This window comes from Nocardioides sp. Leaf307, from assembly GCF_001423135.1.
Lineage (GTDB): Bacteria > Actinomycetota > Actinomycetes > Propionibacteriales > Nocardioidaceae > Nocardioides > Nocardioides kribbensis.
In genome coordinates, this window is record NZ_LMNY01000001.1 from 671959 (window position 1) to 686838 (window position 14880).

Sequence of the window (14880 nt, forward strand, 5' to 3'; positions counted from 1 at the left end):
CGCGCCCGGCGTACGTCTCACCCCGGTGGGCGGGTCCACATCGCGGGACCGATGTGCGCATGCTGAGACGGCGTCGTACTGTTTTCAACAGCTCATCCAGAGGGACTGAGGGAACGGCCCAGTGAAGTCCCGGCAACCGCCACGAGCCTCCGCCACCCGGCACATCGGTGAAACGGACGTGGAGACGGTGCCAATTCCGCCCGGCGCGAGAGTCGCAGCCGGGGAAGATGAGAAGGAGGACGCGTGAGCACCGTCGCTGAAGTAGAGACCGCCCAGCCCACCCCGGCCGACCAGCCCGGGATCCGCGAGGGTGCGTTCGGCAACGCCCGGGCCCTCGCCTGCCGCGAGTGCGGCAACGAGGTCGAGCTCGGCCCCCACTACGCCTGTCCGGAGTGCTTCGGTCCGCTCGAGGTGTCCTACGACTTCCCGGTCGTGACGCGCGAGGAGATCGAGGCCGGCCCGCGCAACATCTGGCGCTACAAGGCGCTGCTGCCGGTGCCCGACGACATCGAGCAGAGCCCCAACATGGAGCCGGGCTTCACCCGCCTGCTCCAGGCCCGCAACCTCGGCCGTGAGCTCGGCCTGGAGAAGCTGTGGGTCAAGGACGACAGCACCAACCCCACCAACTCCTTCAAGGACCGCGTCGTGGCCTGCGCGCTGAGCGCCGCCACCGAGTTCCACTCGAAGGTCTTCGCCTGCCCCTCGACGGGCAACCTGGCCAACGCCGTCGCCGCGGCGGGCGCCCGCGCCGGCATCAAGACCGTGGTCTTCATCCCGAGCAACCTCGAGAAGCCCAAGCAGGTCAACTCGGCGGTCTACACCGACTCCCTCGTCGCGGTGAACGGCAACTACGACGACGTCAACAAGCTGGCCTCCGAGATCGCGGGCGAGGAGGACGGCTGGGCGTTCGTCAACGTCAACGTCCGCCCCTTCTACGCCGAGGGCTCCAAGACCCTCGGCTACGAGATCGCCGAGCAGCTCGGCTGGCGCCTGCCCGACCAGGTCGTCATCCCCGTCGCCTCGGGCTCGCAGCTGACCAAGGTGCACAAGGCCTTCGGCGAGCTCGTGCGCCTCGGTCTGGTCGAGGACAAGCCGGTCAAGATCTTCGGCGCCCAGGCCACCGGCTGCTCACCGGTCTCGACCGCCTACAAGGCCGAGGTCGACGCGATCCGCCCGGTCAAGCCCGACACCATCGCCAAGAGCCTGGCCATCGGCAACCCCGCCGACGGCATCTACGTGCTCGACATCTGCCGCAGCACCGGCGGCGCGGTCGAGGACATCACCGACGACGAGGTCCGCGAGGGCATCCTGCTGCTGGCCCGCCACGAGGGCATCTTCACCGAGACCGCCGGCGGCACGACCGTCGGTGTGCTGAAGAAGCTCGTCGAGACCGGTCAGCTCGACCCCACCCTCGAGACCGTCGTCATCAACACCGGCATGGGCCTGAAGACCCTCGACGCCGTCTCCGACCAGGTCGGCCCGGCCGCCACGATCGACGCGTCCTACGCGGCGTTCACCGCCACCGGCATCGCCTGACCGGCCGGTCCGCCGCACCCCTCCCAGCCCTCGCCGCACCAGCACCAGGAGATCGACCCCATGAGCGTGTCCGTCCGCGTCCCCACCATCCTGCGCACCTACACCGGTGGTGAGTCCGAGGTGACCGCCTCCGGCGCCACCCTGGCCGACGTGCTCGACGACCTCGAGACGCAGTACGCCGGCATCCGCGCCCGGGTGCTCGACGACAACGGCAAGCTGCGCCGCTTCGTCAACGTCTACGTCGGCAGCGAGGACGTCCGCTTCCTCGACGACCTCGCCACCCCCACCCCCGACGGCACCCAGGTCTCGGTCATCCCCGCCGTCGCCGGCGGCTGACCCGCCCCGATCCCTGCCCGGAGCGGCGGTCGAGGCGGGACCTCCAGCGCCCCGGTGGTCGAGGAGGGAGCGCCCGCGCCCCGGTGGTTGAGGAGGGAGCGCCATCCCCGCGGTGGTTGAGGAGGGAGCGCCAGCGACCGTCTCGAAACCACCCTCGCGCGACAGCAGAACCCCTTCCACAGATCGATCCATACACCTAGTCATCGAATGCGTGTTCGAATAAACTAGGCGCATGCTCCTCGATCTCGACACCACCGGCGCCGTGGTCGACGTCGACTCCCTCGAGGCCGACGAGGTTCTGGAGTACGCCGCCGACACCGCGAGGTCGGTGCGTGCCGCCGAGCGCCGCACCCTGCGCGTCATGGCCCGCTGGGGAGCGCTGAACCCCGACCGGGCCTACGCGTGGTCGGTGCCCGGGATGATCCGCCACGGCCACCCTGCGCGTCATGGCCCGCTGGGGAGCGCTGAACCCCGACCGGGCCTACGCGTGGTCGGTGCCCGGGATGATCCGCCACGGCCTCGACGAGTTCGCAGCTGAGCCGTTGGCCCTGGCGTTGGAGATGTCGCCGGTCAACGCCGGCTGCAACCTGGCCGAGGTCATGGAGCTGGTCCACCGCCTGCCCCGGATCTGGGCGATGGTCGAGGACCTCACCCTCCCCGGCTGGCGGGCGCGCCGGATCGCCTCCCAGACCCAGGTGCTCAACGACACCGGGGCCGCGTTCGTGGACCGCAAGGTCGCCGCCCTCGGGGCGAAGGTCCAAGGACTCGGATCGCGGCGCATCGAGCTGTTCGTGGCCGAGGCGGCCGCCAGGCACGACCCCCACGCCCAGGCCGCGCTGGAGGAGCGGGCCCGCGGTGGGTGGAACGTGAGGGTGACCCACGACGTCGACCGCGGGTCCGCGTCGGGCACCTCGTGGTTGGAGGCGACCGGTGACACCCAGGACCTCACCCGCTTCCACGACCTGATCTGCGCCACCGCCGCCGAGCTCGGCCGCCACCAGACCTCGATCGGAGCAGTGGTCGAGTCGCTGGAGGTCCGCAAGGCACGTGCCATCGGCGTCATCACCGACCGCGCCCAAGGATTGACCGCGCTGGACTCGGTGGAGCCCACGACTGCGAAGGAACGGGTGGTCTACCTCCACCTGCGCCCCGAGGACCTCGAGCGTGCCGACACCCTCGCCGCCCTTGAAGCCACCCGCATGAGTGGAGAGGGGCCCCCGGCACCCGAGGATCTCCCGCCACCCGTCGAGGCCCCGGCGGAAGAACCCCCACCCGACCCCCGGGACCTCTCCACCCCCGCCGACCACGAGACCGTCCCCGCGGGACAGGCCATGGCCCCGGTGGCTGAGGAGCGAGCGCAGCGAGCGTCTCGAAGCCCCGCCGCGGGCNGTGCTCGACGGCGACGAGCCCGAGGACCACGACCCCGCCTGCTCGGGCCGTCTGGCCGAGGTCGACCAGCTGAGCCGCTCCGGCGAGGTCGAGGACGCCGCCTCTCCACCCCCGCCGACCACGAGACCGTCCCCGCGGGACAGGCCATGGCCCCGGTGGCTGAGGAGCGAGCGCAGCGAGCGTCTCGAAGCCCCGCCGCGGGCAACGACCCCGAGACCACCGCCGGACAGGCCGCGACCCCGGTGTCCGGGGAGCGGGCGCAGCGAGCGTCTCGAAGCCCCGCCGCGGGCAACGACCCCGAGACCACCGCCGGACAGGCCCCGGCCCCGGTGGCTGAGGAGCGAGCGCAGCGAGCNGAGCGCAGCGAGCGTCTCGAAGCCCCGCCGCGGGCAACGACCCCGAGACCACCGCCGGACAGGCCCCGGCCCCGGTGGCTGAGGAGCGAGCGCAGCGAGCGTCTCGAAGCCAAGCCCCGGCCACCGACGAGCAGCGCGCGGACGAGCACCCCGCCGACGAGCAGCCTGCGGGCGACCCGTACCGCACCACTGGACCCGACCTGCGCCCCACGCCGGTCCATCGCCACCACGAGACCAGCCATCTGTCCCAGATCGACCGCACCGGCCCACCACCCGGCACCGCGGTCGTCGAGGGCCTCGGCGTCGTCTCCACCACCACCCTGCGCCGCTGGCTGGACGGCACCAAGGTCTTTGTGAGACCTGTCATCGACCTCGACCCCACCACCGCCGGCGCCGTCGACCGGCACGACCCACCACCCTGGATGCGCGAACACGTGGTCATCCGCGACCCCCGATNGTCATCGACCTCGACCCCACCACCGCCGGCGCCGTCGACCGGCACGACCCACCACCCTGGATGCGCGAACACGTGGTCATCCGCGACCCCCGATGCGTATTCCCCGGCTGCACCGTGACCTCACGACGCTGCGACCTCGACCACATCACCCCCTACCGATGCCTCGACCACGGCGGACGCCACGGTCAGACCCACCCCTCCAATCTCGCGCCGCTGTGCCGCCACCACCACCGCCTCAAGACCACCGGCTCCGAGGGCAGCCCACCCTGGAGCTACCACCGGCATCCCGACGGCACCTACACCTGGACCAACCCCCACGGATGGACCACGCTGGTCCGCGTCGGCTGAGCCCTGTCGGCTGAGCCCTGTCGGCCCCCGGCGCCGAGGTGCGGCTCCTGGGGAAGCGGCCCGATGCGGGGGTGTCTGCGACCGTGGTGCGGTCGGGGTCCGGGTCGAGGGGTCCGGCTGGGCGACACGTCGCCTCCACGCCCACGACACCGCCCGTTCAGGAGCACCTGGTTGAACGTCCCCATGCCCCACGCCCCCTCCACGACCCACGCCCGCTCGACGCGCAACCGGCTCGTCGCGGTCGGTGTGGCCGCCGCGGCGGTCGGCGCGGCCACCGGGGGGCTCGGGATCGGCGCGCGCGAGCTGCTCCACCGCCAGGCCGACCACGCGCGCCGGCTGATCGGGAAGCCCCTGGGCGAGGTGGCGCCCGACGCCGACCGCACGTGGAAGAAGTCCTACGGCGACCCCGTGCAGCTGCTGCTGCTCGGCGACTCGATCGCAGCAGGTCTGGGCGCCGACCGGCCCAAGGAGACCCTCGGCGGCCGGCTGGCCAAGGGGCTGGCCAGGGCGACCCACCGGTCGGTGCGGCTGCGCACGGGGGCGGTCGTCGGGTCGGAGAGCTCGATGCTCACCGCGCAGCTGGCCGGGCTGCCCGCGTCGTACCGCGCCGACGTGGCCGTCATCGTCGTCGGCGGCAACGACGTGACCCACCGCGTGCCCGTGGCCGACAGCGTGAAGCACCTCGAGGAGGCGATCGCGCTGCTGCGCGAGCGCGGCACGGCGGTGGTGGTCGGCACGTGCCCCGACCTCGGGCTGCTGCGGCCGGTGCCGCAGCCGCTGCGGGCGCTGGGCTCGCGCGCCTCGCGCCAGCTGGCCGCCGCCCAGATGACGGCGGCGGTGGCCGCCGGGGCCCACGCGGTGTCGCTGGCGCACTGCGTGGGCCCGTTCTTCATCACCAACCCCGACGAGATGTTCAGCCTCGACCGCTTCCACCCCAGCGCCCTGGGCTACAAGCGCACCGCCAAGGCGATGCTGCCCTCGGTGCTCGCCGCCCTGGGCGTTGCGAAGCAGGTGCCGTTCGGTCACCGCGCCCCGGCCCTGCCGCCGGGCTGAGCCCGCGGGTGCGGCAGGCTCGTGGTGTGACGACCGTGCTGCTGGCCACCTTCGACCTCCTGCCCGACGGCGAGCGCGGGGGCGACCTGCTCCCGCCCGCCCTGGCCCGGCGCGGCGTCGACGCCCGGTGGGTCTCCTGGTCCGACGACACCGTCGACTGGGCAGGGGCCGACCTGGTCGCCGTGCGGTCGACCTGGGACTACCACCGCCGGCTCCCGGAGTTCCTGGCCTGGGCCGAGCGCGTGGGCCGGCAGGCGCCGCTGCTCAACGGGGCCGACGTCTTCGCCTGGAACGCCGACAAGGCCTACCTGCTCGACCTCGCGGCCGACCTGCCCGTCGTGCCGTCCCGGCTCGTCGACGACACCGACCTCGCCGTCGCGCTGGCCGCGGCCCTGGCCGAGCACGGTGAGGTCGTGCTCAAGCCGCGCACGGGTGCCGGCGGCGTGGGCCTGGTGGTGGCCGCCCGCACCGACGACCCCCGGCTGGCCGACCTCGGCGCCGGGCCCTGGCTGCTGCAGCCGGTCGTGGCGTCGGTGCGCACGACGGGGGAGCGCTCGCTGTTCGTGCTCGACGGCGCCGTGGTCTCGCAGGTGGACAAGGTGGCTCCCTCCGACGACCTCCGCGTCCACCCGCAGTACGGCGGGAGCTCGCGTCCGGTGCCCCTCGACCCCGCGGCGGTCGACCTCGCGGAGCGCGCGACCGCCTGGCTGGGCGAGCGCTTCGGCCGCCCGCTGCCCTACGCCCGCGTCGACCTCCTCGAGGTCGACGGCGCCCTGGCGGTGAGCGAGGTCGAGCTGATCGAGCCCGGGCTCTACCTGGACCTCGTGCCGGGCAACGCCGAGGCGTTCGCCGACGTCGTCGTCGGCGCCCTCGGCGCGGCGTCGACCGCCCCCTGATTTCTTGCACTCGCCCAGGGCGAGTGCTAAACATGATGCTGGCACTCTCCTCTGGAGACTGCCAAGACATCAGGACCGGCGGGTTGAGGTCTGCAGCGTCGGCGGGAAGGGTCCGCCGGATCGGCCAGATCGTCCGTCGCGGGCAACGAGCCGGTCCGTCCACGCACGTCCCATGCGAAGGATCGCAGGAGTTATGTCGAAGCTGATTGCTTTCAACGAGGAGGCCCGACGCGGCCTCGAGCGTGGCATGAACACGCTCGCGGACGCCGTCAAGGTGACCCTCGGCCCCAAGGGGCGCAACGTCGTCCTCGAGAAGAAGTGGGGCGCACCCACGATCACCAACGACGGTGTCTCCATCGCCAAGGAGATCGAGCTCGAGGACCCCTACGAGAAGATCGGTGCCGAGCTCGTCAAGGAGGTCGCCAAGAAGACCGACGACGTCGCCGGCGACGGCACCACCACCGCCACCGTCCTCGCCCAGGCGATGGTCCGCGAGGGCCTGCGCAACGTGGCCGCGGGCGCGAACCCGATGGGTCTCAAGCGCGGCATCGAGGCCGCGGTGGCCGCCGTCTCGGAGCAGCTGCTCTCGATGGCCACCGAGATCGAGACCAAGGAGCAGATCGCCGCCACCGCGTCGATCTCCGCCGCTGACACCACCGTCGGCGAGATCATCGCCGAGGCGATGGACAAGGTCGGCAAGGAAGGCGTCATCACGGTCGAGGAGTCGAACACCTTCGGGCTCGACCTCGAGCTGACCGAGGGCATGCGCTTCGACAAGGGCTACATCTCGGCGTACTTCGCGACCGACATGGAGCGCATGGAGGCCGTGCTCGAGGACCCCTACGTCCTCATCGCCAACCAGAAGGTCTCCAGCGTCAAGGACCTGCTGCCGATCCTCGAGAAGGTCATGCAGTCGGGCAAGCCCCTGCTGATCATCGCCGAGGACACCGACGGCGAGGCCCTGTCGACCCTGGTCGTCAACAAGATCCGCGGCACCTTCAAGTCCGTCGCCGTCAAGGCCCCGGGCTTCGGCGACCGCCGCAAGGCCATGCTGCAGGACATCGCGATCCTCACCGGCGGCCAGGTCATCTCCGAGGAGGTCGGCCTGAAGCTGGAGTCGACCGGCATCGAGCTGCTCGGCCAGGCCCGCAAGGTCGTCATCACCAAGGACGAGACCACGATCGTCGAGGGCGCCGGCGACGCCGCCCAGATCGAGGGCCGGGTCAACCAGATCCGCGCCGAGATCGAGAAGTCCGACTCCGACTACGACCGCGAGAAGCTCCAGGAGCGCCTCGCCAAGCTGGCCGGCGGCGTGGCCGTCATCAAGGTCGGCGCGGCCACCGAGGTCGAGCTCAAGGAGCGCAAGCACCGCATCGAGGACGCCGTGCGCAACGCCAAGGCGGCCGTCGAGGAGGGCATCGTCGCCGGCGGCGGCGTGGCCCTGGTGCAGGCGTCGGCCACCGCGTTCGACAAGCTCGAGCTCGAGGGCGACGAGGCCACCGGCGCCAACATCGTGCGCTACGCCACCGAGGCCCCGCTCAAGCAGATCGCGGTCAACGCCGGCCTCGAGGGCGGCGTCGTGGCGGAGAAGGTGCGCAACCTGACCCCGGGCCACGGCCTCAACGCCGCGACCGGCGAGTACGTCGACATGCTGGCCTCCGGCATCATCGACCCCGCCAAGGTGACCCGCAGCGCGCTGCAGAACGCCGCCTCCATCGCGGCGCTCTTCCTCACCACCGAGGCCGTCGTGGCCGACAAGCCCGAGAAGGCCGCCCCCATGGGTGGCGACCCCTCCGGCGGCATGGGCGGCATGGACTTCTGAGTCCCGCCCCGCACGACCCGCAGCACCCGTAGCACCCGCACCACCGGCAGGGCCCCCGCTCCGGCGGGGGCCCTGCTGTGCTTGGCTGGAGTGGTGGACCCCGCCGAGCAGGACGCCCGCGACCGCGCGCGCTTCGAGGAGCTCGCACCCACCCTCGTCGAGCCGCTGCGTCGCTTCCTCGCCCGCCGCACCGACGCCGACACCGCCGAGGACGTGCTGGCCGACACGCTGCTGGTCTGCTGGCGCCGCGCCGACCAGCTGCCCGACGAGCCGCTGCCCTGGGCCTACGGCGTCGCGCGCAACTGCCTGGCCAACGCCGAGCGGGGCCGCCGTCGCCAGCAGCGCGTGGCCGCGCGCATCGCCGTGGTCGACCCGCCGCGGGCCAGCACCGCCGGGCCGGGGCATGACGCCGTCACCGACCCCGACCTCGCCGCCGACCTCGACGCCGCCCTCGCCGCGCTGCGGGAGGAGGAGGCCGAGCTGCTGCGGCTGTGGGCATGGGAGCAGCTCGCGCCCGCCGAGCTCGCCGTCGTGCTCGACATCAGCGCCAACGCCGCGAGCATCCGTCTCCACCGCGCCCGCGGCCGGCTGCGCGAGGAGCTCGCCGCCCGAAAGGACGGGCGCGCTGCCGGACATGAGAGGACGAGAGGGAGGAGCAGCCGATGACCGACGACCCGCAGCCCGACCCGCAGCCCGACGCGGAGCACGACCCCGAGCTGCGCGCGCTCCTGCGCGGCGCCGACCCGGCCGCCTCCCTGCCGCCGGCCGACCCCGCGCGGGTGGCCCAACTCCTGGAGGACGTCATGAGCAAGCCCCGTCACGGTGAGGACGTCTCGACCACCACCGGCGAGAACCGCGCCAGCGGCACCCGCGGCCGCAGCCCGCTGACCTGGCTGGTCGCCGCGGCCGCGGTGGCCCTCATCGGCGTGCTCGGGGTGGGCGCCCTGCTCGGCGCCGACGACGAGGACGACGTGCCCACCGCCGGCGACGCCCCCGCCGTCTCCGACGACGCGGAGCCCAGCGTCACCCGCCTCGAGGTCGCCGACGCCCCGGCCGGTCGCTGCATGGTGCCGACCCCCGAGGTCCTGGCGGGCGCCTCGCTGGCCTTCGAGGGCACCGTGACCGAGCTGGTCGACGGCACGGCGGTGCTCGAGCCCTCGGAGTTCTTCGCCGGCCGCTCCACCGACACCGTCGAGGTGACCGCGCCGAGCGAGGACCTCCAGGCCCTCGTCTCCGCGGTCGACTTCCAGGTCGGCGAGCGCTACCTCGTGGCCGCCGACGGCGCCCAGGTGATGGTCTGCGGCTTCAGCGACCTGGCCACCCCGGCCCAGGAGCAGCTCTACGCCGAGGCCTTCAACCGGTGAGCGCACGACCGTGACCGTCGCCGGCCTGCTGCTGGCCGCCGGCGCCGGTCGGCGGATGGGTACGCCGAAGGCGCTCGTCGACGACTGGCTGGTGCGCGGGGTCGCCACGCTGCGCGACGGCGGATGCGACACCGTGACCGTGGTGCTCGGCGCCGCCGTGGAGGAGGCCGTGGCCAGGCTCGAGGGCACCGGCGCCGACCACGTGGTGGCGCAGGACTGGCACCGCGGCATGTCGGCATCGCTGGCCGCCGGTCTCGCCGCCCTCGGGAGTGACGGGCGTGACGGGTGTGACGGGGGCGGGCCGCCCGAGGTCGCCGTCGTCAGCCTGGTCGACCTGCCCGACGTGGGTCCCGCGGTGCTGCGGCGGCTGCTGGCCGAGCCCCGCGGTGCCGCCACCCTCGCCCGGGCCTCCTACGCCGAGGGACCCGGCCACCCGGTGCTGCTCGGTCGCGACCACTGGGCGGGGGTGCGCGCCGGGGCCACCGGCGACCGTGGGGCCCGCGACTACCTGCGCAGCCACCCCGTCGAGCTCGTCGACTGCTCCGACCTCGCCACCGGCCGCGACGTCGACAGCCGCTGAGCGTGACCCCGGTGGACCCCGTGCCCCCCGCACCGACCGCCCCCGTGCGGCTGCAGCCGCTCACGCGCGCGCGGGTCGCCGACCTCGGCGAGCCGGCCCGCGCCTGGGCCGCCGGCCTGCCCGCCGTGCTCGCCGAGCTCTGCGCGCGCTGGGGGCTGACACCGGGGCGCAGGCTGCCCGGCGGCAGCGCGTCGTACGTCGTGGGCGCGAGGACCGCCCGCGGCGAGGAGCGGGTGCTGAAGCTGCGCCTGCCCGACCCCGCGCTGGCCGACGAGGCCGGTGCCCTGCGACGGGCCGACGGCCGCGGCCACGTGCTGCTGCACGACCACGACGAGCGCCACGACGCGCTGCTGCTCGAGGCGCTGGGCGGGTCGCTGGAGCAGTCGCCCCTCGCGCCGCACGACGCCCTCGCGGTGCTGGCGGCCACCCTGCGCGAGGCCTGGACCGTGCCGCTGCCCGAGGGCCCGCCGCCGCCCCCGGGGGAGCGCGCCCTCGCGCTGGCCGCACTGCTGCGCCGCCGCGACGCCGACCTCGGCCGGCCCTGCGACCCCCGCGTGCTGACCGCCGCCCTCGACGCCGCCGAGCGGCGCGCCGGGGCCGACGACCCCGCCCGCCACGTGGTGCTGCACGGCGACCCCCACCCGGCCAACGCGCTGCGCGTGCGCACCCCGCGACCCGGCGCCCCTACGGGGTGGGTGCTCGTCGACCCCGACGGGGTGCGCGGCGACCCCGCCCACGACCTCGGGGTCGCGCTGCGCGACTGGACCTCGCGGCTGGTCGGTCCCGACCCGCGCGGGGTGCTGCGCGACTACGCCGCCAGGCTCGCCGACGCGACCGGTCACGACGCCGACGCGGTCTGGGACTGGGGCTACCTCGAGCGGGTCTCCACGGGGCTCTACGTGCTCTCCTTCGGCGCCGACACGCTGGGTCGGCGCTTCCTCGACTCCGCCCGCGCGCTGGTCGACTGACCGGCTCAGCGGGCCCGGCGGATCCGGATCGCGCCCTTGGCGGTGGAGGGGTCGACGACGCGGCCGCCCTGGGTGATCTCGACCTCGCCGGCCGCCACGAGCCGCCGGGCCGCGCGCCGCGCCGGCTCCATCAGCTCGCGCCAGCCCTCGTCCTCGGCCGGCCCGACGGCCCGGGCGGCGTCGGAGGGGCAGATCGTCGACGTGCGGGCGCGGGCGGCGAGCAGGTCGAGGATGGCGGCCTCGAGCCGGCGGTCGGTGTCGGTGACGCCGTGACGGCGGCACGAGGTGGAGCAGTACTTCACCGAGTCCCAGTCGCGCTCCCACTTCTTGCGCCACTCGATGGCGCGCCCGCACGACGCGCAGGTCTTGGGCTCGGGCACGCTCACGCCCCGAGTCTGCCTCCACCGGCCAACCCGGGACCAACACCGCCCCGTCTACGGTGGGCCGATGCAGCCGACCCCTCCCGCGAGCCCGTCCGACGTCGCGACGCTGCTGGGCTCGACGGGCTACCTCTGCGACGACGACCTCGCCACCGTCGCCTTCCTCGCCCTGCGCATGGAGCGCCCGCTGCTGCTCGAGGGCGAGCCCGGCACGGGCAAGACCGCGCTGGCCGAGGCGCTCGCGCAGACCCTCGATCTGCCCCTCGTGCGGCTGCAGTGCTACGAGGGCATCGACGCCACCCAGGCGCTCTACGACTGGGACTTCCCCCGCCAGATCCTCCACCTGCGCGCCCTCGAGGCCGCCGGCGGCGCCGACGCCGAGGAGGCCGAGAAGAGCCTGTACGACGAGCGCTTCCTGCTCGCCCGTCCCGTGCTCGCGGCCCTCCAGCAGAGCCCGGCCGTGCTGCTGGTCGACGAGGTCGACCGCGCCGACGACGAGTTCGAGGCCTTCCTGCTCGAGGTGCTCTCGACCTACCAGGTCTCGATCCCCGAGCTCGGCACCGTCGCGGCGGCGACCCCGCCGATCGTGGTGCTCACCTCCAACCGCACCCGCGAGCTCCACGACGCCCTCAAGCGGCGCTGCCTCTACCACTGGATCGACCACCCGGGCCTGGAGCGGGAGGTGGAGATCGTGCGCTCCCGCGCGCCCGAGGTGTCGGAGACCCTGGCCCGCCAGGTGGTGACCCTGGTGCAGCAGCTGCGCGAGGGCGGCTCGCTGCAGAAGCCGCCGGGCGTCGCGGAGACCCTCGACTGGGCGCGCGCGCTGGAGCACCTCGGTGCCGAGCACCTCGACCTGGAGACCGCCGCCCGCACGCTAGGCGCCCTGGTGAAGTACCGCGAGGACGCCGAGCGCGTGCGCCACGCGCTCGACCGGGTGCTCACGGCGTGAGCGTGCCGACCGACACCCGGGAGGCCCCCGACGAGGCCGGTCGCGGGGCCGGTCACAGGGCCGGTCACGGGGCCGACGAGATCCTGCTGGCCTTCACCCGCGCGCTGCGCGCCGCGGGGGTCGGGGTCACCTCCGACCGCGCCCAGACCTTCCTCGCCGCCGCGTCGGTGGTCGGGCTCGACGACGTCGACGCCACCCGGTGGGCCGGCCGGGCCACGCTGTGCGCCGGCCCCGACGACCTGGTGCGCTTCGACCAGGTCTTCGAGGCGTGGTTCAACGCGCGCGACGGCCTGCCCCGCACCGTGCCCACCCCGCCGACCGCCCCGACCGCGTCGCAGCTGCCGGAGTCCGACGCCGCGGGCGGGGCGGGCTCCGAGGCCGACGCCGACCTGGTCCGGGCGATGGCCAGCGACACCGAGGTGCTCCGCCAGCGCGACGTGGCCGGCATGACCCACCACGAGAAGGCGCGGCTCGCGGCGATGTTCGCGACGCTGCGGGTGCGCCCGCCGCGGCGGCGTACGCCACGGCACCAGGGGTGGCACCGCGGCGACGTCGACGCGGCCCGCACGCTGCGCGCCAGCCTGCGCCGCATGGGGGAGCCCTCGGAGATCGCGTGGCGCCGCCGCGCCACCCGCCCGCGGCGCGTGGTGCTGCTGGTCGACGTGTCGGGGTCGATGAGCGGCTACGCCGACGCGCTGCTACGCCTGGCCCACCGCATCACCCTGGCCACCGCCGACGCGGCCGGGCGCGCGGGGTCGGTCGAGACCTTCACCGTCGGCACCCGACTGACCCACCTGACCCGGGCCATGCGGCTGCGCGACCCCGAGCGGGCGCTGGTCGCCGCCGGCGAGACGGTGCCCGACTGGTCGGGCGGCACCCGGCTGGGGGAGTCGCTGCGGCTCTTCCTCGACCGCTGGGGCCAGCGCGGCATGGCCCGCGGGGCCGTCGTGGTCGTCTTCAGCGACGGCTGGGAGCGCGGCGACCCCGCGCTGCTGGCCGAGCAGGTGGAGCGGCTGCACCGCGTCGCCCACCGCGTGGTGTGGGTCAACCCTCACCGCGGCAAGGCCGGCTACGCGCCGGTGCAACAGGGCGTGCTGGCCGTGCTGCCGCACGTCGACGACTTCGTCGCCGGCCACTCGCTGGCGACCTACACGGAGCTGTGCGAGGTGATCGGTCGTGCGTGAGGTGCTGCCCGAGCTGATGGAGTGGTGGGAGGCCGGCGAGACCGTCGGCGTGGCCACCGTCGTCGCGACCTTCCAGTCGGCGCCGCGCCCGCCCGGCGCCTCGATGCTGGTGGGCCCCGACGCCTCGGCGGTGGGCTCGGTCTCCGGCGGCTGCGTCGAGGGCGCGGTCTACGAGCTGGCCCAGGAGGTGGTCGGCTCGGGCACCCCGCAGCTCGAGCGCTACGGCGTCTCCGACGACGACGCCTTCGCCGTGGGGCTGACCTGCGGCGGCATCCTCGACGTCTACGTCGAGAAGGTCAGCCGCGAGACCTTCCCCGAGCTGGCCGAGATCGCCGACGACATCGCGCAGGGGCGGCCGGTGGCCGTGGCCACCGTCATCGAGCACCCCGACCCCGCGTGGCGCGGGCGCCGCGTCGTGGTGCGCCCCGAGACCGAGGGACTGGCCGCGGGCAGCATCGGCTCGCCGCGCGCCGACGACGCGGTGCGCGACGACGCCCTCGGCCTGCTCGCCACCGGCACCAGCGCCGTCCTCGGCTACGGCCCCGACGGGGAGCGCCGCGGTGAGGGCATGCGGGTCTTCGTGTGGGCCTTCGCGCCCAAGCCGCGGATGCTCGTCTTCGGCGCCATCGACTTCGCCGCGGCCGTGGCCCGGGTCGGGGCGTTCCTCGGCTACCACGTCACCGTCTGCGACGCCCGGCCCGTCTTCGCCACGGCCAGCCGCTTCCCCGAGGCCGACGAGGTCGTCGTCGACTGGCCCCACCGCTACCTCACCGCCGAGCACGAGGCGGGTCGCGTCGACGGGCGCACCGTGCTCGCCGTGCTGACCCACGACCCCAAGTTCGACGTGCCGCTGCTCGAGGTGGCCCTGCGCCTGCCCGAGGTCGCCTACGTCGGGGCGATGGGCTCGCGCCGCACCCACGACGACCGCCTCGCGCGGCTGCGCGAGGTGGGGCTCACCGAGGCCGAGATCGCCCGGCTCTCCAGCCCGATCGGGCTCGACCTGGGCGCCCGCACCCCCGAGGAGACCGCGATCAGCATCGCCGCCGAGATCATCGCCGGGCGCTGGGGCGGCAGCGGCGAGCGGCTCGCGAGCACCGACGGCCGGATCCACCACCACGACCGGCCCGCGCTGGGGGTCTGACCCCCGGGCCGGGGCGGCGCCCGGGGCCGTCACGACGAGGTGAACAGGTGTGACCGCGATCACCCGCCCGGTGCTACGTTGGGCCCAGACCAGGCGGGATGCCGGCTCGTGCCGGGCGGAG

Annotated in this window: 15 protein-coding genes and 1 riboswitch; of the genes, 14 read left to right on the forward strand and 1 reads right to left on the reverse strand. The window is 74.3% G+C overall.

What is annotated here, in order from left to right; genetic code table 11:
* The first annotated feature begins 89 nt into the window (after positions 1–89).
* Positions 90–234: riboswitch (SAM riboswitch) on the forward strand.
* A gap of 66 nt (positions 235–300) precedes the next feature.
* The 11 genes from thrC to ASF50_RS03195 all read left to right on the forward strand — a co-directional run bounded on the left by thrC (position 301) and on the right by ASF50_RS03195 (position 11105).
* On the forward strand, positions 301–1536 hold the full coding sequence (gene thrC / locus ASF50_RS03145; RefSeq protein WP_056863601.1) for a threonine synthase: 1236 nt from the start codon (positions 301–303) through the stop codon (positions 1534–1536).
* A 60-nt stretch (positions 1537–1596) separates the two neighbouring features.
* The gene (locus ASF50_RS03150) at positions 1597–1872 is read left to right on the forward strand and encodes a MoaD/ThiS family protein (protein WP_056863510.1); all 276 of its coding nucleotides are present in this window, start codon (positions 1597–1599) and stop codon (positions 1870–1872) included.
* 232 nt (positions 1873–2104) lie between these two features.
* The gene (locus tag ASF50_RS18775; RefSeq protein WP_156718052.1) at positions 2105–2410 is read left to right on the forward strand and encodes a hypothetical protein; all 306 of its coding nucleotides are present in this window, start codon (positions 2105–2107) and stop codon (positions 2408–2410) included.
* On the forward strand, positions 2319–3260 hold a 942-nt coding region (locus ASF50_RS19580), incomplete at its 3' end, for a hypothetical protein (RefSeq protein WP_235557536.1). The genes ASF50_RS18775 and ASF50_RS19580, both read left to right, overlap by 92 nt.
* Positions 3261–4605: 1345 nt before the next feature.
* Entirely contained in the window at positions 4606–5475 is an 870-nt protein-coding gene (locus ASF50_RS03165) for an SGNH/GDSL hydrolase family protein (RefSeq protein ID WP_082502711.1), read from the forward strand.
* Between the two features lie 26 nt (positions 5476–5501).
* Entirely contained in the window at positions 5502–6371 is an 870-nt protein-coding gene (locus ASF50_RS03170; protein ID WP_056903457.1) for an ATP-grasp domain-containing protein, read from the forward strand.
* A 193-nt stretch (positions 6372–6564) separates the two neighbouring features.
* Complete coding sequence (groL, locus tag ASF50_RS03175) at positions 6565–8193, forward strand: chaperonin GroEL (protein WP_056865829.1); 1629 nt, start codon at positions 6565–6567, stop codon at positions 8191–8193.
* 93 nt (positions 8194–8286) lie between these two features.
* Positions 8287–8859 (forward strand): RNA polymerase sigma factor, encoded by a 573-nt coding sequence (locus ASF50_RS03180; protein WP_056903458.1) that lies wholly within the window; start codon positions 8287–8289, stop codon positions 8857–8859.
* Complete coding sequence (locus tag ASF50_RS03185) at positions 8856–9557, forward strand: hypothetical protein (protein WP_056903459.1); 702 nt, start codon at positions 8856–8858, stop codon at positions 9555–9557. Before ASF50_RS03180 ends, ASF50_RS03185 begins: the two co-directional genes overlap by 4 nt.
* 10 nt (positions 9558–9567) lie before the next feature.
* On the forward strand, positions 9568–10137 hold the full coding sequence (locus ASF50_RS03190) for an NTP transferase domain-containing protein (protein WP_082500570.1): 570 nt from the start codon (positions 9568–9570) through the stop codon (positions 10135–10137).
* Between the two features lie 11 nt (positions 10138–10148).
* A complete protein-coding gene (locus ASF50_RS03195) occupies positions 10149–11105 on the forward strand; it encodes an aminoglycoside phosphotransferase family protein (RefSeq protein ID WP_162242361.1) in 957 nt (318 codons plus the stop codon).
* Between the two features lie 5 nt (positions 11106–11110).
* Here the strand turns inward: ASF50_RS03195 and ASF50_RS03200 are convergent, their stop codons facing one another.
* Positions 11111–11491 (reverse strand): DUF2256 and DUF3253 domain-containing protein, encoded by a 381-nt coding sequence (locus tag ASF50_RS03200; RefSeq protein ID WP_056903461.1) that lies wholly within the window; start codon positions 11489–11491, stop codon positions 11111–11113.
* A gap of 61 nt (positions 11492–11552) precedes the next feature.
* On the opposite strand from ASF50_RS03200, the gene ASF50_RS03205 reads away from it, so the two are divergent.
* From ASF50_RS03205 to ASF50_RS03215, 3 genes are read left to right on the forward strand one after another with little or no spacing between them, the layout of a single operon-like run.
* A complete protein-coding gene (locus ASF50_RS03205) occupies positions 11553–12434 on the forward strand; it encodes an AAA family ATPase (RefSeq protein ID WP_056865834.1) in 882 nt (293 codons plus the stop codon).
* Positions 12431–13618 (forward strand): vWA domain-containing protein, encoded by a 1188-nt coding sequence (locus ASF50_RS03210; RefSeq protein ID WP_235557537.1) that lies wholly within the window; start codon positions 12431–12433, stop codon positions 13616–13618. The genes ASF50_RS03205 and ASF50_RS03210 overlap by 4 nt, the downstream gene beginning before the upstream one ends.
* On the forward strand, positions 13611–14759 hold the full coding sequence (locus tag ASF50_RS03215) for an XdhC family protein (RefSeq protein ID WP_056865835.1): 1149 nt from the start codon (positions 13611–13613) through the stop codon (positions 14757–14759). Before ASF50_RS03210 ends, ASF50_RS03215 begins: the two co-directional genes overlap by 8 nt.
* The last annotated feature ends 121 nt before the right edge of the window (positions 14760–14880 follow it).